The organism is Streptomyces sp. NPDC006193 (genome assembly GCF_040613915.1).
Classification (GTDB): domain Bacteria; phylum Actinomycetota; class Actinomycetes; order Streptomycetales; family Streptomycetaceae; genus Streptomyces.
In genome coordinates this window covers 17,595-42,041 of record NZ_JBEXTB010000032.1, presented here as the reverse complement: position 1 = coordinate 42,041, position 24,447 = coordinate 17,595, and the positions used below count along the sequence as shown (strand labels likewise).

Below are 24,447 nucleotides of genomic sequence, written 5' to 3'. Positions count from 1 at the left end.
CGGCGTCCTGAGGCACCGCTCGTCCGACCGTTCGCCGACGCGATCGACCGTCCGCCGCACGGCCGGGTCCGCGCCCTGTCCTCCGGGCGCGCCCCGCGCTGCCATACGGCCATGACGGCCGCGACCTCACTCACCCACCGGACGACCGCCGAGCACGAGCTGGCCGCGCTCCAGCGCGAGCACGGCGGCCCTCTGTTCGCCCTGCTGTTCCGGCTCTGCGACGGCGACCGCCAGCGGGCCGAGGACCTGGTCCAGGAGACCCTGCTGCGCGCCTGGCGCCACCCCGAGGCGCTGCACGCCGACGGCTTCGACTCCGTACGCCCCTGGCTGCTGACCGTCGCCCGGCGGCTCGCCATCGACGCGCGGCGGGCCCGGCGGGCCCGCCCGCCCGAGGTCCCCGAGGCGGTCCCCGAGGACGCCCGGGTGACCGCCGACCCCGCCGAGCGGGCCGCCGCGGTGCTCGACGTCCGGGAGGCTGTGAAGACACTCACGCCGGACCACCGTGACGTGCTCGTACTCGTGTACTTCCGCGGGGCCAGTGTGGCCGAGGCGGCGAAAACCCTGGGTATTCCACCCGGTACCGTGAAAAGCCGCGCGTACTACGCGCTGCGCGCCCTGCGCCGGGTCCTCCCCGGTTACGCGCCCGACCTGCGGTGAAACCGGAAGCCGGGTCAAGGCTCGGCAAAGCGCCTTGCCGTGGACACCGCCGGGGCAATGGGCTGTCCCCATCCGCGTTCCGGGCTCGGGGCCGGGGACGGGGCGACGCGCGCACACCGGAGGAAGGGCGGGAAGGGATGCCGCACAGAGGTCACGAGAGGGCGGACGGCAGGGACGGCGGCGCACCGGCCGTCCCGATGGCCTGGTTCTACGCCGAGTACATCGCCGACGAGCTGCTGCGCACCGGCGATCTGATGCCGCCGACGTCCTTCGAGTTCCGGGCCGGCCGGGACGCGCTGGCGCTGACCGTCTTCCTGTCCGACGCCGACGGGGAGCTGTCCGGCCTCCGGGTGATCTCCCAGCTGGAGAACTGGCTGTCGCTGACCGCCTGCGACCAGCCCTGGCGCGACTGGGTGCGGACGCGCATGGCCGAGCTCACCGAGCGGGCGGCCGCGTCCGGCGCGCCCGGTCCCGACCTGGCGCTGGCGGCCGAGGCCTGGCGCTGGCTGGAGGAGACCGAGCTGCTGGCGCCCGACCTCGACGCGGTGCCCGGCGGCGGCGCCTTCCTCGGCGAGGAGGACGGGCCGAAGGTGTGGACCCCGGCCTGGCGGCTCGGGCTGCCGCTCGGACACCTCGCCATCCACCTGTTCTGACCCGCTCTGACCTGCCGGGTCTCTGGGACCGCGAAGGTTTTCGGAATCCGCACCAATCCGCGGGCCGGTCCGCTCCGAATCCCCTGTCCGCGATTCTGCGCGCGGCTTGAGTGATTCGGCGGCCTGCTGCGTACGGGTGGGAGCAAGGAGTAACCCCACCCGCACCCATCGGCACGAGGATTCGGCATGAGGTCCCTGGAAAGGCATCGCGACGTCGGCGCGTACGCGCTCGGCGTGCTGGACGAGGCGGAGGCCTTCCGCTTCGAGGACCACCTCATGGAGTGCCCTCAGTGCGCGGCACACGTGACCGAGTTCGGGGCCACGACCCGGCAGCTGATGCTGTACCGCCGGGCCACGCCGCGCTTCGTGCACCCCATGGCGCAGCCCGGCCCCCGGCTGCTGGACCGGCTGTTCGGCGAACTCGCCCGGCGGCACCGGGCGCGGCGCCGCCGGCTGCTGTACGGCCTGGCCGCCTCGGTGGTGCTGGCGGTGGCCGGGCCGGGGATCGTGGCCTTCTCCGGCCACGCGGAACCGGCCGCGGGCCCGCACGTCACCGCGGCCACCGATCCGGAGACCGGGGTGTGGGCGCGCGTCACCTCGGCGGACCACGACTGGGGCAGTGACCTGCGCCTGGAGGTCAGGGACGGCTCCGGGCCGCACGCCTGCCGGCTGGTGGCGGTCGGCCACGACGGCAGCCGGCAGGTCGTCGCCGGGTGGACCGCCTCCGGCGACGGCGCCCGGCCCACCAGCACGATGGGAGCCGCCGCGCTGCATCCGGACCAGATCGACCGGTACGAGATCCGCACCGCCGACGGGAAGCTGCTGGTCACCGTCCGGGCGCGGTGACCGCCCACGGACGTGCCGGGGGTCTCACTTGTGCGGCCGCGACCGGGGTCCTCACTTCAGCAGCCGGGACAGCCGGCGGTCGGCCAGCGGCTTGCCGCCGGTCTGGCAGGTGGGGCAGTACTGGAGCGAGGAATCGCTGAAGGAGACCTCGCGGATCGTGTCGCCGCACACCGGGCAGGGTTCGCCGGTGCGGCCGTGGACGCGCAGGCCGCTCTTCTTCTCCGTCTTCAGACGCCCGGCGGCGAGGCCGCGGGAGCGCTCGACCGCCTCGGTGAGCGTCTGCCGCAGCGCCTGGTACAGGCGGTGGGTCTCCTCCGCGTCCAGCGATGCCGCGATCTTGAACGGGGACATCCTCGCGGCGTGCAGGATCTCGTCGCTGTAGGCGTTGCCGACGCCCGCGATCAGCGCCTGGTCGCGCAGCGCGCCCTTCAGCCGGCGCCGTTCGTCCTTCAGCAGGGCGGCGAGGCGGGCCTCGTCGAAGTCGTCGGCGAGCGGGTCCGGGCCGAGGCGGGCGATGCCCTCCACCTCCTGCGGGTCGCGGACGACGTACACGGCGAGGCGCTTCTGAGTGCCGGCCTCGGTGAGATCGAAGCCCTCACCGGTCTCCAGCGCCACGCGCAGCGCCAGCGGCCCCTTGCCGGGCCGGGGCGGGCCGTCCGGCAGCCGGTCCCTCCAGTGCAGCCAGCCCGCGCGGGCCAGATGGGTCACCAGGTGCAGCCCGCCGTCCCCGCCGTCCGTCTCGACGTCCAGGAACTTGCCGTACCGGCGCACGGCCGTCACCGCGGCGCCCTCCAGGGCCGTGACCGGGGGGTCGTACGTCTTCAGGACGCTGATGGCGAGCGGCAGCACCCGCACCACCCGGCGTCCGGCGAGGTGCTCGGTGAGGAAGTCGGCCAGCGCTTCCACCTCGGGCAGTTCCGGCATACGTCCAGGGTGCCACCCGGCGCCGACGACGCCACACGGCGCGGGCCCGGCCCGGTCCTACGGCGCACGGAACTCGCACCACACCGCCTTGCCGCCGCCCCGCGCCTCCACGCCCCACACGTCGGCCAGCCGTTCGACGAGGAGCAGGCCGCGGCCGGAGACGCCGCTCACCCCCGCCTCCCGGCGGCGCGGCAGGGCGCTGGAGGAGTCCTCGACCTCGATGCGCAGCCTGCGCTCGCCGCCCTCCAGCTCCCGCAGGGTGACGATCGCGGAGCCCTCGGTGTGCAGCAGGGCGTTGGTGATGAGCTCGTCGGCGACCAGCTCGATCTCGTCGGCGCGGTCACGGGCGCCCCAGGCGTGCACGGCGGCCCGGATCATGTGCCGGGCCCGGGCGAGGGCCTCCGGGTCACCGGGCGCCACGTGCTGCTGCAGCCGGCCGCCTGCGCGCGGGGTCCGCAGGACGCGGCGGCGCAGCAGGAGCAGGGCCACGTCGTCGTCGCCGCCCTGTTCCTCGGCCAGCCGGATCAGCCGGCCGGCGAGGTCGCGCACGTCGTCCGGGCCGTCCCCGACCAGCGCGGCGAGGCTGCGCATGCCGTCGTCGAGGTCGGCGCCGGGCCGCTCGACGAGCCCGTCGGTGCACAGCACCAGGGTGTCCCCGGGGTCGAGTTCCAGCGTGGCGACGGGGTACTCCAGCCGCCCGAACTCGGCGGACAGGCCGAGCGGCAGCCCGCCCTCGGCCCTGACCCGGGTGCAGGCGCCGTCGGCGTGCCGGATCAGCGGGTCGATGTGCCCGGCGCGGACCATCTGGACCAGCCCGGTCGACAGGTCGGCCTCCGCGTACAGGCAGGTGGCGAAGCGGTCGGTGTCGAGTTCGTGCAGGAAGACGGAGGCGCGCGCCATCACGGCGGCCGGGGTGTGGCCCTCGGCGGCGTAGGCGCGCAGCACGATCCGCAGCTGCCCCATGACGGCCGCGGCGTGCGTGTCGTGGCCCTGGACGTCGCCGATGACCGCGCCGACCCGGCCTCCCCCGGAGGAGATGCCGCCGGGCAGCGGGATGAGGTCGTACCAGTCGCCGCCGATGTCCCGGCCCAGGGCGGCCGAGCGGTAGCGCACCGCGATGTCGGCGCCGGGGACGCTGGGGATGGTGCGGGGCAGCATGGCCTGCTGCAGTCCCTGGGCGAGGTCCTTCTCCTCCTCGTAGAGCATGGCCCGCATCAGGCTCTGCGCGATGCTGCTGCCGAGCGCGACGAGGACGGCGCGCTCCTCGGCGGAGAAGCCGCGCCGGTCGTCGTAGAGCAGGCCCATCGCGCCGATCGGGCGGGCCTGGGCGATCAGCGGCAGGTAGGCGGCCGAGGTGACGTGCAGGCCGGTGAGGTGCGGCCACAGGACCGGGTAGCCGTGGGCGAACTCCTCGGGGGACTCGATGAACCGGGGGGTGAGCGTGCGGACGACCTCGCTCATCGGGTACGGCTCGTCGAGCCGGGTGACGCGGGTGCCGGGCACGAAGCTGTCGGCGGGGCCCTCGGCGACCAGCCGGATGCGGCCCGCCTCCACCAGGCCCATCACCACGCCGGCCGCGCCGAGGTGCCGGAGGCCGTGGGTGTCCTTGAGGACGTCGATGACGTCCTGGACGCTGCGGGCGTGGGCCAGGGCGGCGGAGATCACCTGGACGACGCCGGTCTGCTGCCGGAAGGCCTGGACCTGGGCGGCCCGCAGGCTGCGGGAGGCGCTGTCGGCGAGTTCCTCGGTGGCGTCGCGGACGATGCCGACGACCCGGCGCGGGCGGCCCGAGTCGTCGCGCCGGATGTAGCCCTGGGTGTGCGTCCAGCGGGGAGTGCCGTCGCGGCAGCGGATGCGGAAGTAGGCGCGGTAGTTCTCGCTGCCGTCCTTGATCGCCCGGGCGACCACCGCGTCGAGCCGGGCGGCCTCCGAGGGCGGCACCCGGACGGCCAGTGACTCCGGGCGCCCGTCGAACTCCTCGGGCAGCAGGTCGAACACCTCGAAGGCCTGGGCGTCCATGTGGAACGCTCCGGCGTCCAGGTCCCAGTCGAAGCTGCCCATGCGGTTGAGCGCGAGGATCGGGTCCGCATGGACGGGCCAGTCCTGCGGGAGTGACGGGGCACGCGCTCCCCGATCGGCCATGGAGCCACCTTGCCAGCATTCGCCCGATTCTTCGACCGCGGCAGCCGGACCGAGGCCGGGCGCGGACTCCGTATCGCCGGGGACGATTCCTCGCCGTGGTGGGCATGACCCGGGTCCGCCCGGCAACCCGGAGGGGAAGGCGACGACGAGGCGCCGGCGCAGCCGCACGAGGGAGGGCGGCACGGCCGTGGACTGGTTCACCGCACCCGACTACTGGCTGAGCCGGCTGGTCTTCCAGCGGGCCCTGGCCGCCGTGTACCTGGTCGCGTTCCTGACGGCGGCCCTTCAGTTCCGGGCGCTGCTGGGCGAGCGCGGCATGCTGCCGATCCCCCGCTACACGGCCCGGGTGCCGTTCCGGCGTTCCCCGAGCCTGTTCCACCTGCACTACTCGGACCGCTTCTTCGCGGGGTGCGCGTGGGCGGGCTGCGCGGTGTCGGCGGCCCTGCTCGCCGGGGCGGACTCGCTGCTGCCGCTGTGGGCGGGCGTCCTGCTGTGGCTGGCGCCGTGGGCGCTGTACCTGTCGATCGTGAACGTGGGCCAGACGTGGTACGCGTTCGGCTGGGAGTCGCTGCTGCTGGAGACGGGTTTTCTGGCCGCTTTCCTCGGCAACGACGAGGTGGCGCCGCCCGTCGCCGTGCTGTTCCTGCTGCGCTGGATCCTGTTCCGGGTGGAGTTCGGGGCCGGGCTGATCAAGTGGCGGGGCGACGAGTGCTGGCGGAAGCTGACCTGCCTGTACCACCACCACGAGACCCAGCCGATGCCGGGCCCGCTGAGCTGGTTCTTCCACCGTCTGCCCAAGCCCCTGCACCGGGTGGAGGCGGCCGCCAACCATGTCACCCAGCTGGTCGTGCCGGTGCTGCTGTTCACCCCCCAGCCGGTCGCGTCGGCCGCCGCGGCCCTGATGATCGTCACCCAGCTGTGGCTGGTGCTGTCCGGCAACTTCTCGTGGCTGAACTGGATCACCGTCGTGCTGGCCCTGTCCGCGCTGCGGCTGCCGGCGCCGGCGCGGTCCGCGCCGTCGGCGCCGCTGTGGTACGAGGCGGTGGTGCTCGCGGTCGCCGCACTGCTGGTCTTCCTGAGCCACCGCCCGGTGGTGAACCTGATCTCCCGCCGCCAGGTCATGAACCGCTCCTTCGACCCGCTGCACCTGGTGAACACCTACGGCGCGTTCGGCAGCGTCAGCCGGGTCCGCTACGAGGTGGTGGTCGAGGGCACGCTGGACGACACCCCGGGCGAGGACGCCGACTGGCGGGAGTACGCGTTCCGGGGCAAGCCCGGCGATCCCCGGCGCTGGCCCCGCCAGTTCGCCCCCTACCACCTGCGCCTGGACTGGCTGATGTGGTTCGCGGCGCTGTCGCCCGCCTACGCCGGGGAGTGGTTCGGCGCTCTGGTCGAACGCCTCCTGGCGAACGACCCCGACACGCTGCGGCTGCTCAGGCGCTCCCCGTTCCCGCCGGACACCCCGCCCCGCTACGTCCGGGCCCGCCTGTTCCGGTACCGCTTCACCACCTGGCGTGAGCTGCGGGAGACGGGGGCCTGCTGGGAGCGGACGTTCGTACGGGAGTACCTGCCGCCCACCCGGCCGGCGGGACCGGTCCACGGGCCGTGACCGCGGACCGGCCGCCCGCCCGGCCGGGAGCCGGTCAGCTCCTGCGCAGCCGCAGCGTCATCAGCTCGAACGGCCGCAGCCGCACGCTGATCCGCCCGCCGTCGCGCCCCGGCGGCTCGCCCTCGCCGCACGGCCGCTCCAGCAGGTCCGTCACCGTGACGTCCGCGACCTCGAAACCGGCGGTGAGGACGGCCCGGGCCCGACCGCCGTGGGCCTCGTGGAAGCGGACGACGACGTCCCCGCTGCCGTCGTCCGCGAGCTTGACCGCCGTGAGCACCACCGCGTCGTCGTCCACCGTGACCAGCGGGGCGACCGCGCGGGCGCCGGTCGTGCGCCGCTCCGGCAGATTGATCCGCCACCCCTCGCGGACCGCGTCGGCGACGCGGGCGCCGGGCACCAGGGCGTGCCGGAAGCGGTGGACGCCCTGGTCGGTCTCCGGGTCGGGGAAGCGCGGGGCGCGCAGCAGCGACATCCGGACCGTCGTCGTCGTGCCGCGGTCGCCGGCGCCGCGCACCGTCCGGGTCACGTCATGGCCGTACGTCGAGTCGTTGACGACCGCCACCCCCCAGCCGGGTTCCGCCAGGTGGACGAAGCGGTGGTTGCAGGCCTCGAACTTGGCCGCCTCCCAGGAGGTGTTGGTGTGGGTGGGGCGGTGGACGTGCCCGAACTGGGTCTCGGAGGCGTATCGCTGCGCGTGCAGGTCGAGCGGGAAGGCCAGCTTCAGGATCTTCTCCGTCTCGTGCCAGTCGACCTCGGTGTCGATGAGCAGCCGCCGCTCCCCCGCGGGCAGCGACAGGACCTGGGTGACGCGGGAGGCGCCGAAGGCCCGTACGACCCGTACCGACGCGCCGTCCTCGCCGGCCGTGACGGATTCGGCCCCGGTGAGGTCGGTGACGGTGTTGCGGTAGAAGGAGTCGACGTCCCAGGCGTCCCACATGTTGGGGAGGTCGGGGTGGAGCTGGAGCAGGTTCGCGGCCCGGCCGGGGGCGATCGTCTCGCGGTCCGCCGCGCGGTCGTACACGGAGACGATCAGCCCGCGGGCGTCCACGGTGACCCGGAGCAGGCCGTTGTCCAGCGTGTGGCCCCCGTCCCCGAGGGGTGTCAGCACGGTGGCGCCGCCGGCGGCGGCCGGGGTGGCGGCGCCGCCCGCCGGGACGCCGTGGCGGGCGTGCGGGGCGGCGTTGAACAGCAGCGGGACGGTGCCCTCGCCGGCCAGCGCACGCTGGGCGGCCTCGACGAGCCCGGTCAGCTCGGCGGCCAGGCGCTCGTACGTCGCCCGGGCCTCCCGGTGCACCCAGGCGATGGACGAGCCGGGCAGGATGTCGTGGAACTGGTGCAGCAGCACCGTCTTCCAGATGCGGTCCAGCTCCTCCAGGGGGTAGCGGAACCCGGTGCGCACCGCCGCCGTGGCCGACCACAACTCGGCCTCGCGCAGCAGGTGTTCGCTGCGCCGGTTGCCCTGCTTGGTTCTCGCCTGGCTGGTGAGGGTGGCGCGGTGCAGTTCGAGGTACAGCTCGCCCACCCAGACGGGCGGCTCGCCGTACTCGGCCTCGGCTCTGCGGAAGAACGCGCGGGGGGTCTCCCACACGACGGTCGCGGACCCTTCGAGATCGCGCAGCCGGGCCGCCTTGGCGACCGTCTCGCGGGTCGCGCCGCCGCCGCCGTCGCCCCACCCGGTGGGCGCGAGGGAGTGCCGGGCCCGCCCCTTGTCCCTGAAGTTCCGTGCCGCATGGGCGATCTCGGCGCCGCTCATGGAGCAGTTGTAGGTGTCGACGGGCGGGAAGTGCGTGAAGATGCGGGTGCCGTCGATGCCCTCCCAGTGGAAGGTGTGGTGCGGGAAGCTGTTCGTCCGCGACCACGAGATCTTCTGGGTCAGCAGCCACCTGGAACCGGCCGCCCTGATGATCTGCGGCAGGCCCGCGGCGAAGCCGAACGTGTCCGGGAGCCAGACCTCCTCGTTCTCGATGCCGAACTCGTCGAGGAAGAACCGCTTGCCGTGCACGAACTGGCGGGCCATCGCCTCCGATCCGGGCATGTTGGCGTCCGACTCCACCCACATGCCGCCGGCCGGCACGAACCGGCCCTCCGCCACGGCCCTCCTCACCCGCGCCCACACCTCGGGCCGGTGCTCCTTCACCCACGCCCACTGCTGCGCCTGGGACATGGCGAACACGAACTCCGGCTCGTCGTCGATGAGCGCGGTCATGCCGGCCGCCGTACGGGCGACCTTGCGCACGGTCTCCCGCAGCGGCCACAGCCACGCCGAGTCGATGTGCGCGTGCCCGACGGCGCTGATCCGGTGCGCGGACGGCGCGGCGGGAGCGGACAGCACCCCGGTCAGCAGCGCCCGGGCCCGGCCGGCGGTGCCGTTCACGTCCTGCAGGTCCACGGCGTCCAGGGCGCGTTCGACCGCCCGCAGCACGTCCCAGCGGCGCGCGGAGTCCACGGGCAGCTCGGCCATCAGCTCGCCCAGCACCTCCAGGTCCATCACGAGCTGCCACACGGTCTCGTCGAAGACGGCGAGGTCCATGCGGGTGAGCGTGTACTGCGGCTCGCGCCCGGCCGTGTCCGGGTCGCCGAGCGGGGTGGGCCGGAAGGGCGGACGGCCGAGGACGACGGGATTGGCGGCGGCCTCGACGTGCAGGCGCACCTCCTCGCCGCCCGCGACGGGAGCGCCGATCCGCACCCACTGGCTGCGCGGGTGGAGGCCCTTCACCGGGCTGCCGTCGGGCCGGTAGACCAGCCCCTCGCACTGGAATCCGGGCATGTTCTCGTCGAAGCCCAGGTCGAGCAGGGCCTCGACGGTCCTCCCGGCCCACTCCTCGGGCACGGTGCCGGTCACCCGGAACCAGCTGGTCCCCCACGGCGCGCCCCACCGGTCGCCCACCGCGATCGGCTCGGGGTCGGCCGCGAGACCCTCCGCCACCGGGACGGGTTCGCCGGGCGCGTGCCACACCGCTGTCCGCAGCGGCACGGACTCGGGGTACACGGCGGGGCGTACGCGTTCGTCGAGAACGCGCCGGAGACGGGCCTCCACCAGGGTGCGGTCGTCGTGCATGCGGGATCCTCCGTTGCTGCGGCGGGGCGGGGACCGCACGGGCCGGCGCCAGGGGTGCGGTGACGGCGGAAGCCGACGGGGGGACAGCTCCCCCGCGGCGCGCACGCCGAACCGCGGGGCCCGGCCGCCGCGCGGGGCGGCAGCGGTTTCCGGCCCGCGCCACTCGACGGACGGCGCCCGGGCGGGCACAGTTCTCCCTGCGTGCCGCCCGTACCGACGAGTGACGAGGAGCGCCCGTGAGCAGCTGGACCGGCCGGAGTGCCGCGGGGATCGCCGCCGCCGTCCGCGACAAGCGGGTGACGCCGCGGGAGGTGGTGGCGGAGCACCTCGCGCGGATCGAGCGGCTCGACGGGCGGATCGGGGCGTTCCGGAAGGTCCGGGCGGAAGCCGCGCTCGCCGAGGCCGACGCCCTGGCGGCCCGTCCCGGTCTCGATCGACTCCCCCTGGCGGGTGTGCCGTTGGCGGTCAAGGACAACCTGCCGGTACGCGGTGAGTCGTGCCGCAACGGCTCCACCGCCACCCCGGACGGCCCGGCCGCCGGGGACCATGCCACGGTGGCCCGGCTGCGGGCGGCCGGGGCGGTGGTCGTCGGCCTGACGAACGTGCCCGAGCTGTGCGTCTTCGGCACCACGGAGGGGCCGTACGGCATCGCCCGCAATCCGTGGGACCTCACCCGAACGGCGGGCGGCTCCTCCGGCGGGAGCGCGGCGGCGGTGGCCGCCGGCCTGGTGCCGCTGGCGCTCGGCAACGACGGGATGGGCTCGTTGCGCATCCCGGCGGCGAACTGCGGGCTGGTCACGCTGAAGCCCGGGCACGGGGTGGTGCCGGCGGGCATCGGCGACGGCGACTGGTTCGGCATGTCGGAGAACGGCCCGCTGGCCACGACGGTCGAGGACCTCCGGCTGACGCTGGCGGTCCTCGCGGGGGCCGGGCCGGCGGACCGGCCGGAGCGGGCGCCCCGGAAGGTCGCCGTCGCCCTGCGCAGCCCGCTCGCCGGGGTGCCCGTGAGCCGGCCGTACACGACCGCGGTCCGGCAGGCGGCCGGGCTGCTGGCCCGGGCCGGCCATCAGGTGCGGCGGGCCGAGCCGCCGTATCCGCCCTCCCTGGGCGTGACGGCCCTGCGGCACTGGACGGCGGGGACGGCCGTGGACGCCGAGGGCCTGGACCGGGGGCGGCTCGCCCGGAGGACCCGGGTGCACGCGGCCGTGGGACGGCGTTTCGCCGGCGCCGTCCGCACCGGTGCCGCGCGCGAGCGGCTGCGCGCCCGGCTGGCCCCGTTCTTCACCGAGCACGACGTCCTGCTGACCCCGGCGCTGGCCCGCCGCTCCCCGCAGGCCGGTCCGTGGCACGAGCGGGGCTGGCTGCGCAACGTCCTGGTGAACACGGCTTGTTCGCCGTTCACCCCGCCGTGGAACCTGACGGGCTGGCCCGCGATGTCCGTCCCGTTCGGCGTCCTGCGCTCCGGCGCTCCCTGCGCCGTCCAGCTCGTGGGCCGCCCGGGCACGGAGCCCGTGCTGCTGGACCTGGCGGAGGAGCTGGAGAGGCTCGCGCCGTGGCGGCGGACGGCTCCGGCTGCCGGCGGGCGGTAGCGGACCGCGTCCGAGGCGCCGCCGTCCGGCCGGCCGCTCACGCGCGGACCGGCGGCGTCAGTCCCCCGGCCGGCCCAGGGCCCGGTACATGATGTGCAGCCCCACCCAGCCGTGCCGGGGGTGCTCGAACGCCTCCGGGACCGTGCCCAGCACGGTGAAGCCGAGGGATGTCCAGAGGCCGACGGCGGGGTTGGTCTCGACGACCGCGTTGAAGACCATCGCGCGGTAGCCGTGGGCCGTGGCCTCGGCCAGCACGTGTTCGGCGAGGGCGCGTCCGATGCCGCGGCCGCCGTGGTCGGGGTCGACCATGAAGCCGGCGTTGGCCACCCGGGAGGCGGGCCCGCCGTAGTTGGGGGTGAGGTAGGCGGAGCCGACCACCTGCCCGGGCGGGTCCTCGGCGACGTAGACCCGCTTGTCCGGAGCCATCCACAGGGCGCGGGCCGCTTCCTCGGGGGTGTCCGGGTCCCAGGTGTAGGTGTCGGCGGCGGCGACGATGCGGTGCCAGAAGGGCCAGATCCGCGGCCAGTCGTCCGGCGTGGCTTCTCTGATCGGCATGGGCGTGAGTCTGTCACGCCCATGCGTTCCGGTCCTGCGGGCCCGTCCGGGGATCAGTCGACGCTGGGCAGGATGTGGGGCTCGGCGAGGTCGTCCTCGTAACCCGCCAGGCGGATCGGGGCGGACCGGGCCCACACGTCCAGGCTGCCGAGTTCGCCGGGCCGGCGGCCCGCGCCCTCCGTGCGTTCCTCGGGGCGCTGTTCGCGATTCGTCTTCTCCGGTGTCACCGCGCACTCCTTATGTGTCGGTCACCCTCGGGGCGTTCCGGCAGCCTGCACTCCGGTGCTCGACGCCCGCTCAGGTCTGAAGGGAAAGCCGGTTCGGACGCGGTGGCGCCGGTACCTCGTGGCGGAGCGGGCCGTTGTCGGCCGGCTCGCCCCGGGACGGACGGTGGGTGTCGGTGGACTCCGTACTGCTGTCCGTCCGCTCCAGGTTAGCCAAATGAGCGGGCGCCCGCTCGATAGGGAGAACAGTCATGAGGTGACCGACACGTTTCAGCCAGTCCCTCAATACCGCTCGTTCCGGGGCGTTTTGGCTCGAAGCGGATCACCCGCGTGGCGCGGTGAATCACCCGCTCGGCCTACGGCGAACCCGCCCCCTCACCACCTGCCGGGTGCGTAGTCCTTCAGGAAGACGCCGTACAGGTCCTCGCCCGCCTCGCCGCGGACGATGGGGTCGTAGACGCGGGCGGCGCCGTCGACCAGGTCGAGGGGGGCGTGGAAGCCGGCCTCGGCGAGGCGCACCTTGTCCGGGTGCGGGCGCTCGTCGGTGATCCAGCCGGTGTCCACGGCCGTCATCAGGATGCCGTCCTTCTCGAACATCTCCTGGGCGCTGGTGCGCGTGAGCATGTTCAGGGCGGCCTTGGCCATGTTGGTGTGCGGGTGGCCGGCGCCCTTGTAGCCGCGGTCGAAGACGCCTTCCATGGCGGAGACGTTGACGATGTAGGTGCGGCGCGCCGCGGCGGCGGCCATCGCCGGGCGCAGCCGGCTGATCAGGATGAACGGCGCGGTGGAGTTGCAGAGCTGAACCTCCAGCAGCTCGACCGGGGTCACCTCCTCCACCGTCTGCACCCAGCTGTTGGTGTCGTGCAGGTCGGGCACCAGCCCGCCCGCGTCGATCGCCGTGCCGGCGGCGATCCGCTCCAGGGACGCCGAGCCGGAGACCAGGGCGAGGTCGGTGACGTCCTGCGCGCTCAGCGCGCCGCCGCCGACGACCGGCAGCTCGGCGACCGCGCCCGAGCCGAAGGTGCCGATCACCTCCGCTGCGGGCAGTTCGCCGGCGGGCAGCGGGGCGGACTCCGCGGCGAGCAGCTCGCTGTAGGCCTGCGGGGAGCGGCGTACCGTCTGGGCGGCGTTGTTGATCAGGATGTCCAGCGGGCCCTCGGCGGACACGGAGTCGGCGAGGGCGACGACCTGGGCGGGGTCGCGCAGGTCGATGCCGACGATCTTCAGCCGGTGGATCCACTCGTCGCTGTCGGGCTGGGCCTTGAAGCGGCGGATGGCGTCGTTCGGGAACCGGGTCGTGATCGTGGTGTGGGCGCCGTCGCGCAGCAGGCGCAGCGCGATGTACATGCCGATCTTGGCGCGGCCGCCGGTGAGCAGGGCGCGCTTGCCGGTGAGGTCGGCGCGGGCGTCCCGCTTGGCGCGGTTCTCGGCGGCGCACTTCTGGCACAGCTGGTGGTAGAAGTAGTCGACCTCGACGTAGCGGGTCTTGCAGATGTAGCAGGAGCGCGGGCGCTGGAGTATGCCCGCGATCCGGCCGGGCTCGACCTTGGAGGAGGGCAGGACGCCCTCGGTCTCGTCGTCGATGCGCTGGGCGGAGCCGGTGGCGGTGGCCTCGGTGACCGCGCGGTCGTGGGCGGTCTTGGCGGCCCGGCGCTCCTGGCGGCGGCGCTGCTTGACCGTGCGGTAGATGTGCGAGGTGGCCCGCCGCACCGCGATCGCGTCGGGGTGGTCCACGTCGAGCCGGTCGAGTTCCTCCAGCACGCTCAGGCAGACGGCGAGCCGCTCGGGGTCGATACCGGGCCCGTAGACCATCTCGTCCATGGACGCCGAGCCGTCCTCTGTCACCGTCATCGCGCTGCCGTTCCCTGGTCACCCGCGCAGCGCTCCGTCTCGCGCCCGCTTTCGAACGGGGCATTTTACGGAGCGCCGGGCCCGGGGGCCAAACCGCGCGCCCCGGACCCCGTCCGTCCGGCGGCCGGCGCTCAGGGGTCGCAGACCCTCAGCAGCGTCTCCACCTCGGCCGACACCGCGTGTGCGAACCGGTCCAGGTCCGGCACGGCCTGGGCGTCGGCGACGAGCCCGTAGTGCACGCGCCCCCGGTAGGTGGAGATCGCGACCGCCAGGGCCTGGCCGGGTGCGAGCGGGGCCAGCGGATAGACCTCGGTCAGCTCGTGGCCGCCGAGCCGCAGCCCCACCCCGGGCAGCGGCACGCTGGTGACCAGGATGTCGAACCACAGCCGGGCCGCCTGCCCGAGCAGCGGGCCGCCGAGCCGGTGGCCGAGGGCCGGGACGTGGTCGGCGAGCAGGGCGACCGCGCCGGCGCCCCGGTCGCAGCCCGCGTCCTTGTTGCGGAGCATCGCTGTGCGCACCGCGCCCAGCCGGCCGAGCGGGTCCGGATCGCCGACCGGAAGCGGTATCAGGTACCCGGAGAGCCGGTTGCCCTGCGGCTGCGCGGTGTGCGGGCGGCGCCGGGACACCGGGACGAGGGCCCGCGGGGCGACCCCCTCGCTGCCGTCGCCGCGCTCGTCCAGCCAGCGGCGCAGGGCGCCGGCGACGACGGCGATGAGGACGTCGTTCACGGTGCCGCCGGCGCTCTTGCGCACCCGGTGGACGTCGTCGATGTCGACGACGACCCCGGCGGTGCGGCGGGTGCCGCTGGGCGCGGAGGCCAGCGCGGAGGACGGGCGCATGCCGAGGGTGGACAGGGCGAGCGAGGCGCCGATGTCCAGGGCCCGGCCCACGTCGGACAGCGCGCCCCGGACCAGCCCGGGGACCCGGCCGGGCAGGCTGCGCACGTCGGACAGCAGGCCGCGCGGCGGCTCGACGGGGCGTGGCGCGCGTGCGGGCAGGTCCACGGGGTCCAGGACGCCGGCGGCGAGCTTCAGCGCGCGCAGCCCGTCGGCGAGGGCGTGGTGGAACTTGAACAGCACCGCGAACGACTCCCCGTCCTCGCCGGGCAGCACATGCGCCTCCCACGGCGGCCGGCCCCGCTCCAGCGGACGCTGCATCAGCCGGCCGGCGGCGGCGTGGAAGTCGGCGGCCGGGGCGTGCAGCCGTACGTGGTCGAGCGGGTCGAAGTCCGGGGCGGTCTCGCGGGCGGCGCCGCCGAAGGCCGGCGGCTGCCACACGTCGCGGATGCGCATGCGCAGGCCGGGCACGGCGGCGGCGCGGGCGGCGAGCAGATCGGCGGCGTGGGCGCCGGCCGTGGGCGAGTGCGCGGCGAAGACCCCGAGCGCGCCGAGGTGCATCGGGTGCCGGCCGGACTCCATGTTCCAGAAGGCCAGGTCGAGGGGGGCGAGCAGATCGGAAGTCAAGGGTGTGCCTCACGCGTCGGTGACGGGTGAACAGCAGTCAATCCCCGTCGATCGATTACAGTCAAGTACGATCGCGTTACGTACAGTTAAGATCAGGTGACATCCCGCCCCTCCGAAAGGGGCGGGACGCGGGAGCCGCCTGAGGTCACCTCAGAACGGGCGGCGCCGCTTCGGGTGACGTACCCCACTCCGACGGGCGCGGGCCGACCGTGAACGCGAGGGAGCGCAGGGAGCGCAGCGCGCCGGTCGTCAGGTAGGTCCGGCGGTGGACCGTCCCGTCCGTGCGCACCTCCTGCACGTAGCGGTCGCCGGCCGAGGTGCCGGGCGCGGTCACGGTCAGCCGGCCGGCCGGCCAGTAGCGGCGGTCCAGCACCAGGTCGACGCGGTCGAAGACCGGGGTGGTCAGGCCCCAGGTGTCGTAGCCCGGCTGGACCGGGAAGAGGCCGATGGACGACAGCACGTTCCAGGCGGACATGGTGCCGAGGTCGTCGTTGCCGGTCATGCCGGTGGGGCTGTCCGTGAAGAGGGTCAGCGCCGCGTGCACCACGTCGGTCGTCTTCCAGGGCTGGCCGGTGGTCAGATAGGTGTACGGCGCGACGAGATCCGGCTCGTTCATCGGGTTGTACGTGGCGGCGTTGTAGTAGGCGTACGGGTCGCCGTGCACCCACACCTCGCGGGCGGTCCTCTCCGGATCCGCGAGCAGCCGGTCGTAGGCGAAGAAGGCGTCCAGGCGGTCGTTGGCCGCGCGGGTGCCGCCGATCAGGTCGATCATGCCGGGCAGGTCCTGCGGCACGAGCCACTGGTACTGCCAGGCGGTGCCCTCGTGGAAACCGGTGCCGCGGGCGGGGTCGGGGGAGCCGGTGAAGGCGCCGGCGGCGTCGCGGGCGCGGAAGAAGCCGGTGGACGGGTCGAAGATGTTGCGGTAGTTGCGCGAGCGGGCCGCGTAGCGGGCGGCGTCGTCCGCATGGCCCAGTTCGCGGGCCATCTGGGCGAGCATGGCGTCGGCGAGCGCGTACTCCAGGGTGACGGAGGCGCCGTGGTGGTAGTCGGAGTCGCCCATCTTGGCGAGCGGGCGGCCCTTGATGTACGGGGCGAAGCCCTGCGCGATGTACTCGGCGTTGGCCTCCCGGCCGATGCCCGGGTACGCGGCGGGCGGCACGCCGTCGGCGTTCTTCCGCAGCGCCCGGTAGGCCCGTTCCTCGAAGCCCCTGAGCAGCCCCATGTGGTAGGCGGTGGTGAGGAACGGGGTGACCGGGTCGCCGCTCATCACGTTCGTCTCGACCGGGCCGTAGCCCCATTTGGGCAGCCAGCCGCCGTCCTCGTCGACCGCGACCACCGACCGGGCCATGTCCCGTGCCTCGCGCGGCGCGAGCAGGGCGAGCAGCTGGGCCTGGGTGCGGTAGGTGTCCCACAGCGACCAGTTCTGGTAGTACGTGAAGCCGCGGGCGCGGTGGACGCGGCGGTCCCAGCCGAAGTAGCGGCCGTCGGCGTCGCTGCCGACGTTGGGCGCGAGGTACGAGCGGTACAGCGAGGAGTAGAAGGTCCGGCGCAGCGTGGGCGTGCCGCCGCGCACCCGGACGCCCCGGAGCCGGCGCTCCCACTGCTCGCGCGCCCGCCGGCGCACGGCGTCGAAGGACCGGCCGCCCTCGGCGCGCAGGTTGACCGCGGCGCCGCGCGCGTCGACGTACGACAGGGCCGTGGTCGCCTCCACCGTACGGTCGTGCGTGGTGTCGAAGCGGACGTAGGCGCCGCCGCGTCCGCTGCGGGCGCCCGGGGCGACGGTCCCGCCGTCCCAGGTGCCGTAGGCGGTGAAGGGCCGGCTGAAGCGGGTGACGGTGTAGACGGTGTACGGGCCGGTGTCCCGGCAGAAGCCGTGGCCGGTGATCTCGGTGCGCACGGTGCGGTCGTCGAGGATCTCCACCGCGCTGCCGGCGGACTTGTGCAGCGACTGGGCCGCGTTCAGCAGCACGTTGGCCTTGCCGGTGGCCGGGAAGGTGTAGCGCTGCACGCCGGTGCGCTCGGTCGCGGTCAGTTCGGCGCGGATGCCGGAGGAGAGGCCGACGCGGTAGTAGCCGGGGCTCGCCGTCTCGTCCTCGTGCGAGAAGGCGGCCGCGTACTGCGCGTAGTCCGTGCGGGTGACGTCGCCGGTGGTGGGCAGCACGGGCAGGTCGCCTCCGATGCGGCAGCCGACGCCCGAGAGGTGGACCAGCGAGAAGCCGCGGATGCGGTCGTGCGTGTAGTCGTAGCCGGTGCTGTGCCCGGTGTCCGGGGAGAACTGCACCATGCCGAAGGGCACGGCGGCGCCAGGGAAGGTGTTGCCCTCGTTCTGGGTCCCGATGAAGGGGTTGACCAGGTCGGCGAGGTGGCCGTCGGTCCGCTCGGCGGCCCGTGCGGCGGGGGTGGCGATCAGCGCGGACGCTGCCATCACCCCGGCCAGGCACAGCCGCGTGCGCCGGGTCCCTCTCATGTCGGATGACCTCCGCAGGTTCGACATCGTTGCCTGCATCCTGAAGGGCGGACGACGCAAACCCGGGCATCCCGGCGCGTTGGGCGGATCGCGTCGCGCGCGAGCGCGCGAGCGGACCGAAGTGCCGGACGGACCGTCAGGGGGGCGGGAGCGGGCGGGCGGCCGGCGCGCTCCAGGGGCCGGGCCACGGGAGCCGCCGCCCGGTCCCCCGTCGGCCGCAGGGGTCGGGCGGGGGGCGGGCGGGGTCGGGTTCCCGGCACGGGGGCGCGGAACGGAACACGAGCGCGGGGGCGGGGCGGATGCGGCGGCGCACGCCGGGCCCGGCCCTCACGGCACCCGCTGCCCCTTGCCCAGGGCGATCACCCCGTTGCGGGAGACGGTGTACAGCTCGGCGTCCCGCTCCGGGTTGACGCCGATCGTCGCCCCCGGCGGGACCTCCACGTTCTTGTCCAGGACCGCGCCGCGGACCACCGCGCCCCGGCCGATGTGCACGTTGTCGTGCAGCACCGAACCCTGCACGACCGCGCCCGGGTCGACCCGCACGCCCGGCGAGAGCACCGAGCGCGTGACCTGCCCGCGGATCAGGCAGCCCGCGCTGACGATTGACTCGCTCGCGATGCCGCCGGCGTTGAAGCGGGCCGGCGAGAGCTGGTAGGAGTGCGTGTAGATGGGCCACTGGCGGTTGTACAGGTTGAAGGCGGGGCGCTCGGCGATGAGGTCCATGTGCGCCTCGTAGTAGGCGTCCAGGGTGCCCACGTCCCGCCAGTAGCCCTGGTCCCGGGTGGTCTCGCCGGGCACGTGGTTGTCGCCGAAGTCGTACAGCTGGGCCTCGCCGCGCGCGGTGAGCTGGGGCAGGATCGAACCGCCCATGTCGTGCACGGACTCGGTGTCCTCGGCGTCCCGTTGCAGCGCCTCGATCAGGGCCTTGGTGGTGAAGACGTAGTTGCCCATCGAGGCGAACACGCAGTCGGGGGCGTCCGGCAGGCCCGGCGGGTCCGCGGGCTTCTCCAGGAACCGCTCGACCGTGCGGCCGTCCGAGCCCGTCGTGATCACCCCGAAGGACGACGACTCCGTGCGCGGCACCCGGACGCCGGCAACCGTCACCCCCGCGCCGCCCTCGATGTGCTGCGCCAGCATCTGCCGCGGGTCCATGCGGTACACGTGGTCGGCGCCGAATACCGCCACGTACTCGGGCTGTTCGTCGTGCACGAGGTTCAGGGACTGCAGGATCGCGTCGGCGCTGCCCAGGTACCACCGCGGGCCGAGCCGCTGCTGGGCGGGAACCGGGGTGACGTAGTTGCCGAGCAGACTGGACATCCGCCAGGTGGTGGTGATGTGCCGGTCCAGCGAGTGCGACTTGTACTGGGTCAGCACGCAGATGCGCAGCACGTCGGCGTTGACGAGGTTGGACAGGACGAAGTCGACGAGACGGTACGTGCCGCCGAAGGTGACCGCGGGTTTGGCGCGGTCAGCGGTGAGCGGCATCAGGCGCTTGCCCTCGCCCCCCGCCAGCACGATTCCGAGTACGGAAGGCCCTCCGCGACGCATGGCTGCTCCCCTCACCCTGGTTGAAAGCATGGCTGCCCCGCGCGGGCCGGACTAAGCCTGTTTCAGGATCTCCTCGTACAGCCCGGCCGTACGGCGGGCCACCGCGTCCCAGCCGAACTCGGCCACCGCGCGCCGCCGTCCGGCCTCCCCCATCCGCCGGGCCGCGTCCCGGTCGCCGAGGACGGTGTCCAGTGCCCGGGCGAGTGCGGACGCGAAGTCGTCGTCCGCGTCCACCAGCAGGCCGGTGCGGCCGTCGTCCACGACCTCGGGGATGCCGCCCACCCGGGAGGCGACGACCGGCGTGCCGCAGGCCATCGCCTCCAGGTTGACGATGCCGAGCGGCTCGTACACCGAGGGGCACGCGAACACGGCGGCGTGCGTGAGCAGTTGGATCACCTCCGGGCGCGGCAGCATCTGCGGGATCCAGAACACGCCCGCGCGGACGCGGCGCAGCTCGTCGAAGAGCTCGCGGAACTCCCGGTCGATCTCCGGGGTGTCCGGCGCCCCCGCGCACAGCACCACCTGGGCTCCGGGGTCGATGTCCCGCACCGCGCGCAGCAGATGGGGCACGCCCTTCTGCCGGGTGATCCGGCCGACGAACAGCACGTAGGGGCGGGCGGGGTCGATGCCGTGCCGGGTGAGCGCGTCGGTGCCGTGGTCGGGCCGGTAGAGCCGGGTGTCGATGCCGTTGTGCACGACGTGCACGCGGGCCGGGTCCAGTGCCGGGTAGCAGGCGAGGACGTCCTCGCGCATGGCGCCCGAGACCGCGATCACCGCGTCGGCGGCCTCCATCGCGGTGCGTTCGGCCCAGGCCGACAGGGCGTATCCGCCGCCGAGCTGCTCGGCCTTCCAGGGGCGCAGCGGCTCCAGCGAGTGGGCCGTCACCACGTGCGGGACGCCGTACAGCAGCTTGGCGAAGTGGCCGGCGAGGTTGGCGTACCAGGTGTGGGAGTGGACGAGTTCGCGGCCTTCGAGGGCGGCGGCGACGGAGAGGTCCACGGAGAAGGTCCGCAGCGCGTCGTTGGCCCCGTCGAGGGCGGACCAGGGGCGGTGGCGGACGACGCCGGCGGCGCGCCCCTCGCCCCAGGAGTGCACCTCCAGGTCCACCAGCGGGGTCAACTCGCGCGCCAGGAACTCCACATGGACACCGGCGCCGCCGTACACGTCCGGGGGGTACTCCCGGGTCAGCAGTCCCACTCGCACCCGACAACCCCCTGGTCTCCGCGGCATCTTCCCCTTCATGGTCACCCAGATCCGGCGCGCGGGGAAGAGCGCGGCGGGCGGGTGAGGCAGCAGTCGCCGCAGAGCCCGCCGCCGGGGACGCGGTAGTACAGGCAGCAGCTGCGGCGGCGGAAGGCCGTGCCGGTGCGGGTGCCGGTAGTGCGCAGCAGGGCGTGCTCGAACAGCTCGCCGGTGAGGGCGCGGGTCCGCGCCGCGACGTCGGCACGGCCCCGGGCGCGGGCCCAGCGGCCCAGTTCCCGGGCGGTCGCGGCGAGCGCGGAGCCCGCGTTGCCCCACAGCAGGCCCTCGGCCACGCCGTAACGGGCCCGCAGGACCGCGCCCAGGGGCACGAGATGGCCGTGCAGCACCGTGCCGGCGACGGCGCCGGCGGTGCCGGGCAGCGGGCGCAGTGCGGTGAGCCACAGGTCGTCGGGGGCCGGGGCGCGGGGGTCCCAGCGCAGCAGGCGCGGGTCCAGGTCGGGCAGCCCTCCGTACAGCACGGCACAGCCCAGTGCCGCCGACCACAGCCGGGCGGCCAGACCCTGGTGGGCGAGGGACGCGGCGACCCGCGGCTCGGCGGTCCCCAGCCGGTCCGCCACGGTGGCGACACGCACGGTCACCGCGTCGCCGTCCTCGTACGTCTCCGCGAGGGTCGGGAGCCGGAGCGGACCGGCGCCGCCGTCGGCTCCGCCCGCGCCGTCCGCGCCGTCCGGGGCCGCCGGGTGCGCGGGGTCCGCCGGAGCCGTCGGGTCCGCAGGGGCCGCGGCGGCTGCCGGGTGCGCGGGGGCTGCCGGGTGCGCGGGGTCTGCGGGGTTCGCGGGGGCTGCCGGGTGCGCGGGGTCTGCGGGGGCGGCGGGGGCTGCCGGGTGCGCGGGGTCTGCGGGGGCGGCGGGGGCTGCCGGGTGCGCGGGGTCTGCGGGGGCGGCGGGGTTTGCTGGGGCTGCCGGGTGCGCAGGGTCCCGGAGGGTGCGCAGGACGAAGAAGCCCCCTAGGGGGCGGAGGGCGGCCAGATCGGGGTCGAGGTCCACGACCGGCACTGATATCAGGCCCGTTCCCGAGCCGGCGCCGCGGGTCTCCGCCTCGCCGCGCCCGTCCTGGGGATGATCGCCCCGCCGGCGTACTCCATCGGCAGTAGGACGCATGGCGGCCTCAGGTACGACGACGGGAAGGGCTCGGACGGGCAGAGTGTTGCCATGGAAGCCGATCGTCCGTCGCGCCGGGCCCAGGACCCACGCCGCAGGCAGAGGAGACACCGATGAGCGCCCTGGCGTTGTCCGTGCTCCTGTCGTTCGTCTCCGCCCTCGCCTACGCGGGCGGAGCGATCGTCCAGGAGCAGGTCGCGGTGTCGTCCCCGCACGGCGCCGCGTACCTGCCGCTGCGCCGCCCGGGCTGGTGGGGAGCGCTGGCGCTGAACGGTCTCGGCGGGTTGCTGCACGTCGTGGCGCTGGCCTGCGGCCCGCTCAGTCTCGTGCAGCCGCTCGGCGCGCTGACCATCGTCTTCGCGCTGCCCCTGGCGGCGCTGTGCGTCGGCCGCAGGGCCGGCGCCACCGCCTGGCGCGGCGCCCTGATGTCCACGGTGGGCCTCGCGGGTCTGCTGGCCCTGGTCGGCTCCGCCGACGGGCACTCCCTCGCCCCGGCCCAGCGGGTGGCGGTCGCGCTGGTCACCGGCGCGGCGGTGGCGGCCCTGGTGGGCGCGGGCCTGGCCGCGCAGCGGCATCCCGCGGTGCGCAGCGTGCTGCTCGCCACCGCGGCCGGCATCGCGTTCGGCATGGCGTCGGTGTTCACGAAGACCGTCGCCGTCGACTGGACCGGGGGCGTCACCGCGGCCGACCTGTCCTCGCTCGCGGCGATCGGCGTGTTCTCGGCCGCCGGGGTCCTGCTGTCCCAGGCCTCCTACCGGAACGGCGGCCTCGCCGCCCCGCTGGCCACGCTGACGGTGGTCAACCCGGTGCTGGCCGCCGCGGTCGGCATCCTGATGTTCGGTGAGACGTTCCGCCACGGCACCACGGGTTCCGTGCTCGCCCTGGGCTGCGGAGCGGTGGCGGCGGGCGGCCTGATCATGCTGACGACGGAGCGGATGTCGCCCCCGCAGGCGCCGGCCGCGGACGGCGCGCCGGCGCGGGACGCGGCGGAGACGCTCGTCGCCGTGCCGCAGCAGCGCGCCGCCGGGACCGGCGCCTCCCCGGCCGGGGAGGCGCTGCGCGAGCTGCTCGCGCCGGGGCCGGGCGGGGCGGAGGCCGGCGGCGGTGAACCGGCCGACGGGCTGCTCCCCGCGTCCTACGCCCCGCTGCCCGCGGGCGTCCATGTGCCGCTGCCGGTCCCGGACCGGTGCCGCACGCGGATCAGATCCTGACGCCGCCGGCCCGCAGATAGGCGAGCGGGTCGACGTCCGAGCCGAAGCCGGGTCCCGTCCGCACCTCGAAGTGCAGGTGCGGGCCGGTGACGTTCCCGGTGGCGCCGGAGCGGCCGATGCGCTGGCCGGCGGCGACGCTCTGGCCGGCCCGCACCGAGATGGCCGACAGGTGGGCGTACTGGGTGTAGCGGCCGTCGGCGTGCCGGAGCACCACCTGGTAGCCGTACGAGCCGCCCCAGCCCGCGGACACCACGTGCCCGGTCGCCGCCGCCCTCACGGAGGTGCCGGTCGGGACGGCGAAGTCGACGCCGGTGTGGTAGCCCTTCGACCAGTGGGGGCCCGCCACGTGGTAGCCGGTGCCGACCGACGCGGTCACCGGGGCGACCCGCGCGTGCCCGGCCGGGGGCGCCTGGTGGGTGGTGCGGTGCTCCGACGGGGCCTTCTTCTTCGGCGCCTTCGGGGTCTTCGACGGCTTCTTCGGCGCCGTGTGGGGCGTGGTCCGGTGCCGGGCGCCGGGCGTCGCGGTGTCGCTCAGGCTGAGCCGCTGGCCGGGCAGGATCATGTCGGGATCCGCGCCGATCGTCGTGCGGTTGGCCGAGTACAGGGCGTGCCAGCCGCCCTTCACGTGCTGGTCGCCGGCGATGCCGGACAGCGTGTCGCCGTGCACCACCGTGTACATCTCGGCCCGGCCCGCGCGGGACTGCGGGGTGTTCTGCGGCTGCACGTCCCGCACCGAACGCGACCGGTCGGAGCGCGTCTTGGCGGGGTGCGCGGGGCTGCTCGCCGTGTGCACGTCGGGAGCGGGCCCGCCCCGGCTCAGCCCGGCCCGCACCGAGCACACCGGCCAGGCGCCCGGCCCCTGCCCGTCGAGGACCTTCTCGGCGACGGCGATCTGCTCGCCCCGGGTGGCCAGGTCGGCGCGCGGCGCGTACCGGGCGCCGCCGTACGCCTCCCAGGTGGACTGGGTGAACTGCAGCCCGCCGTAGTAGCCGTTGCCGGTGTTGATGCTCCAGTTGCCGCTGGACTCGCAGGCGGCGACCTTGTTCCAGGTCGCGGCGCCGGCTGCGTCCGCGGTGCCGGCGGCGACCAGCGGGATCGCGAGGCCGGCGCCGCTCGCCGTGACGGTGAGTGAGGCGCGGTTGATCCTGTTCGGCTGGTACCGGCGGTGCCGGCCGCGTGCGGCCATGTCCGAAATCCCCTCGGCGGGCGTCAGGAGGGGCAAAAGTAAGCGCCGCGAAGAGACCATGACAAGACGCGGATTCGGCCTCCCGGCCGCGCCAAGTGGCC

At 74.7% G+C, this 24,447-nt stretch carries 18 protein-coding genes; 6 read left to right on the top strand and 12 right to left on the bottom strand.

What is annotated here, in order from left to right:
* Positions 1 to 111: 111 nt before the first annotated feature.
* From ABZ261_RS24575 to ABZ261_RS24565, 3 genes are all read left to right on the top strand, one after another.
* Positions 112 to 657 carry a sigma-70 family RNA polymerase sigma factor gene (locus tag ABZ261_RS24575; protein ID WP_356862623.1) on the top strand — a complete coding sequence of 182 codons (546 nt, stop codon included), beginning with the start codon at positions 112 to 114 and terminating at the stop codon, positions 655 to 657.
* 137 nt (positions 658 to 794) lie between these two features.
* Positions 795 to 1,310 carry a hypothetical protein gene (locus ABZ261_RS24570; protein ID WP_356862621.1) on the top strand — a complete coding sequence of 172 codons (516 nt, stop codon included), beginning with the start codon at positions 795 to 797 and terminating at the stop codon, positions 1,308 to 1,310.
* Positions 1,311 to 1,496: 186 nt separating this feature from the next.
* Positions 1,497 to 2,156, top strand: coding sequence for a zf-HC2 domain-containing protein (locus tag ABZ261_RS24565; RefSeq protein ID WP_356862619.1), 660 nt, complete (start codon positions 1,497 to 1,499; stop codon positions 2,154 to 2,156).
* A 51-nt stretch (positions 2,157 to 2,207) separates the two neighbouring features.
* Here the strand turns inward: ABZ261_RS24565 and ABZ261_RS24560 are convergent, their stop codons facing one another.
* Together ABZ261_RS24560 and ABZ261_RS24555 are read right to left on the bottom strand one after the other, a co-directional pair.
* The gene (locus tag ABZ261_RS24560) at positions 2,208 to 3,080 is read right to left on the bottom strand and encodes a DNA-formamidopyrimidine glycosylase family protein (RefSeq protein ID WP_356862617.1); all 873 of its coding nucleotides are present in this window, start codon (positions 3,078 to 3,080) and stop codon (positions 2,208 to 2,210) included.
* A gap of 57 nt (positions 3,081 to 3,137) precedes the next feature.
* A complete protein-coding gene (locus ABZ261_RS24555; RefSeq protein ID WP_356862615.1) occupies positions 3,138 to 5,222 on the bottom strand; it encodes a SpoIIE family protein phosphatase in 2,085 nt (694 codons plus the stop codon).
* Between the two features lie 187 nt (positions 5,223 to 5,409).
* On the opposite strand from ABZ261_RS24555, the gene ABZ261_RS24550 reads away from it, so the two are divergent.
* Entirely contained in the window at positions 5,410 to 6,831 is a 1,422-nt protein-coding gene (locus tag ABZ261_RS24550) for a lipase maturation factor family protein (RefSeq protein WP_356862613.1), read from the top strand.
* Positions 6,832 to 6,865: 34 nt separating this feature from the next.
* Here ABZ261_RS24550 and ABZ261_RS24545 read toward each other — a convergent pair whose 3' ends face one another.
* Complete coding sequence (locus ABZ261_RS24545; RefSeq protein ID WP_356862611.1) at positions 6,866 to 9,889, bottom strand: glycoside hydrolase family 38 C-terminal domain-containing protein; 3,024 nt, start codon at positions 9,887 to 9,889, stop codon at positions 6,866 to 6,868.
* Positions 9,890 to 10,125: 236 nt separating this feature from the next.
* Between ABZ261_RS24545 and ABZ261_RS24540 the strand changes: the two genes are divergently transcribed.
* Positions 10,126 to 11,478: an amidase gene (locus tag ABZ261_RS24540; RefSeq protein WP_356862609.1), complete on the top strand. Its 1,353-nt coding sequence runs from the start codon at positions 10,126 to 10,128 to the stop codon at positions 11,476 to 11,478.
* A 57-nt stretch (positions 11,479 to 11,535) separates the two neighbouring features.
* On the opposite strand, the gene ABZ261_RS24535 is transcribed toward ABZ261_RS24540, so the two are convergent.
* From ABZ261_RS24535 to ABZ261_RS24500, 8 genes are all read right to left on the bottom strand, one after another.
* Positions 11,536 to 12,033, bottom strand: coding sequence for a GNAT family N-acetyltransferase (locus tag ABZ261_RS24535; protein WP_356862607.1), 498 nt, complete (start codon positions 12,031 to 12,033; stop codon positions 11,536 to 11,538).
* Positions 12,034 to 12,086: 53 nt separating this feature from the next.
* Positions 12,087 to 12,260, bottom strand: a complete 174-nt coding sequence (locus ABZ261_RS24530) for a hypothetical protein (protein WP_356862605.1) — start codon at positions 12,258 to 12,260, stop codon at positions 12,087 to 12,089.
* A 372-nt stretch (positions 12,261 to 12,632) separates the two neighbouring features.
* Entirely contained in the window at positions 12,633 to 14,108 is a 1,476-nt protein-coding gene (locus ABZ261_RS24525; RefSeq protein ID WP_356862603.1) for an SDR family NAD(P)-dependent oxidoreductase, read from the bottom strand.
* 131 nt (positions 14,109 to 14,239) lie between these two features.
* On the bottom strand, positions 14,240 to 15,571 hold the full coding sequence (locus ABZ261_RS24520; RefSeq protein ID WP_356862602.1) for a wax ester/triacylglycerol synthase family O-acyltransferase: 1,332 nt from the start codon (positions 15,569 to 15,571) through the stop codon (positions 14,240 to 14,242).
* Between the two features lie 145 nt (positions 15,572 to 15,716).
* The gene (locus ABZ261_RS24515) at positions 15,717 to 18,038 is read right to left on the bottom strand and encodes a GH92 family glycosyl hydrolase (protein ID WP_356862600.1); all 2,322 of its coding nucleotides are present in this window, start codon (positions 18,036 to 18,038) and stop codon (positions 15,717 to 15,719) included.
* Positions 18,039 to 18,365: 327 nt separating this feature from the next.
* Positions 18,366 to 19,586: a glucose-1-phosphate adenylyltransferase gene (glgC, locus tag ABZ261_RS24510; protein WP_356862598.1), complete on the bottom strand. Its 1,221-nt coding sequence runs from the start codon at positions 19,584 to 19,586 to the stop codon at positions 18,366 to 18,368.
* Positions 19,587 to 19,637: 51 nt separating this feature from the next.
* The gene (gene glgA / locus ABZ261_RS24505) at positions 19,638 to 20,789 is read right to left on the bottom strand and encodes a glycogen synthase (RefSeq protein WP_356862596.1); all 1,152 of its coding nucleotides are present in this window, start codon (positions 20,787 to 20,789) and stop codon (positions 19,638 to 19,640) included.
* A 41-nt stretch (positions 20,790 to 20,830) separates the two neighbouring features.
* Positions 20,831 to 21,835, bottom strand: a complete 1,005-nt coding sequence (locus ABZ261_RS24500; protein WP_356862594.1) for a ferric iron reductase — start codon at positions 21,833 to 21,835, stop codon at positions 20,831 to 20,833.
* Between the two features lie 227 nt (positions 21,836 to 22,062).
* Between ABZ261_RS24500 and ABZ261_RS24495 the strand changes: the two genes are divergently transcribed.
* On the top strand, positions 22,063 to 23,160 hold the full coding sequence (locus ABZ261_RS24495) for a DMT family transporter (protein WP_356862592.1): 1,098 nt from the start codon (positions 22,063 to 22,065) through the stop codon (positions 23,158 to 23,160).
* Here the strand turns inward: ABZ261_RS24495 and ABZ261_RS24490 are convergent.
* Positions 23,150 to 24,346, bottom strand: a complete 1,197-nt coding sequence (locus ABZ261_RS24490; protein ID WP_356862590.1) for a transglycosylase family protein — start codon at positions 24,344 to 24,346, stop codon at positions 23,150 to 23,152. The two genes, ABZ261_RS24495 and ABZ261_RS24490, sit on opposite strands and share 11 nt — an antisense overlap.
* Positions 24,347 to 24,447: the final 101 nt, after the last annotated feature.

Coding starts and splice junctions, on each gene's coding strand:
- ABZ261_RS24535 (WP_356862607.1), bottom strand. CDS start 12,033: ATGCCGATCAGAGAAGCCACGCCGGACGACTGGCCGCGGATCTGGCCC.
- ABZ261_RS24575 (WP_356862623.1), top strand. CDS start 112: ATGACGGCCGCGACCTCACTCACCCACCGGACGACCGCCGAGCACGAG.
- ABZ261_RS24570 (WP_356862621.1), top strand. CDS start 795: ATGCCGCACAGAGGTCACGAGAGGGCGGACGGCAGGGACGGCGGCGCA.
- ABZ261_RS24545 (WP_356862611.1), bottom strand. CDS start 9,889: ATGCACGACGACCGCACCCTGGTGGAGGCCCGTCTCCGGCGCGTTCTC.
- ABZ261_RS24515 (WP_356862600.1), bottom strand. CDS start 18,038: ATGAGAGGGACCCGGCGCACGCGGCTGTGCCTGGCCGGGGTGATGGCA.
- ABZ261_RS24525 (WP_356862603.1), bottom strand. CDS start 14,108: ATGACGGTGACAGAGGACGGCTCGGCGTCCATGGACGAGATGGTCTAC.
- ABZ261_RS24490 (WP_356862590.1), bottom strand. CDS start 24,346: ATGGCCGCACGCGGCCGGCACCGCCGGTACCAGCCGAACAGGATCAAC.
- glgC (WP_356862598.1), bottom strand. CDS start 19,586: ATGCGTCGCGGAGGGCCTTCCGTACTCGGAATCGTGCTGGCGGGGGGC.
- ABZ261_RS24495 (WP_356862592.1), top strand. CDS start 22,063: ATGAGCGCCCTGGCGTTGTCCGTGCTCCTGTCGTTCGTCTCCGCCCTC.
- ABZ261_RS24560 (WP_356862617.1), bottom strand. CDS start 3,080: ATGCCGGAACTGCCCGAGGTGGAAGCGCTGGCCGACTTCCTCACCGAG.
- ABZ261_RS24565 (WP_356862619.1), top strand. CDS start 1,497: ATGAGGTCCCTGGAAAGGCATCGCGACGTCGGCGCGTACGCGCTCGGC.
- ABZ261_RS24555 (WP_356862615.1), bottom strand. CDS start 5,222: ATGGCCGATCGGGGAGCGCGTGCCCCGTCACTCCCGCAGGACTGGCCC.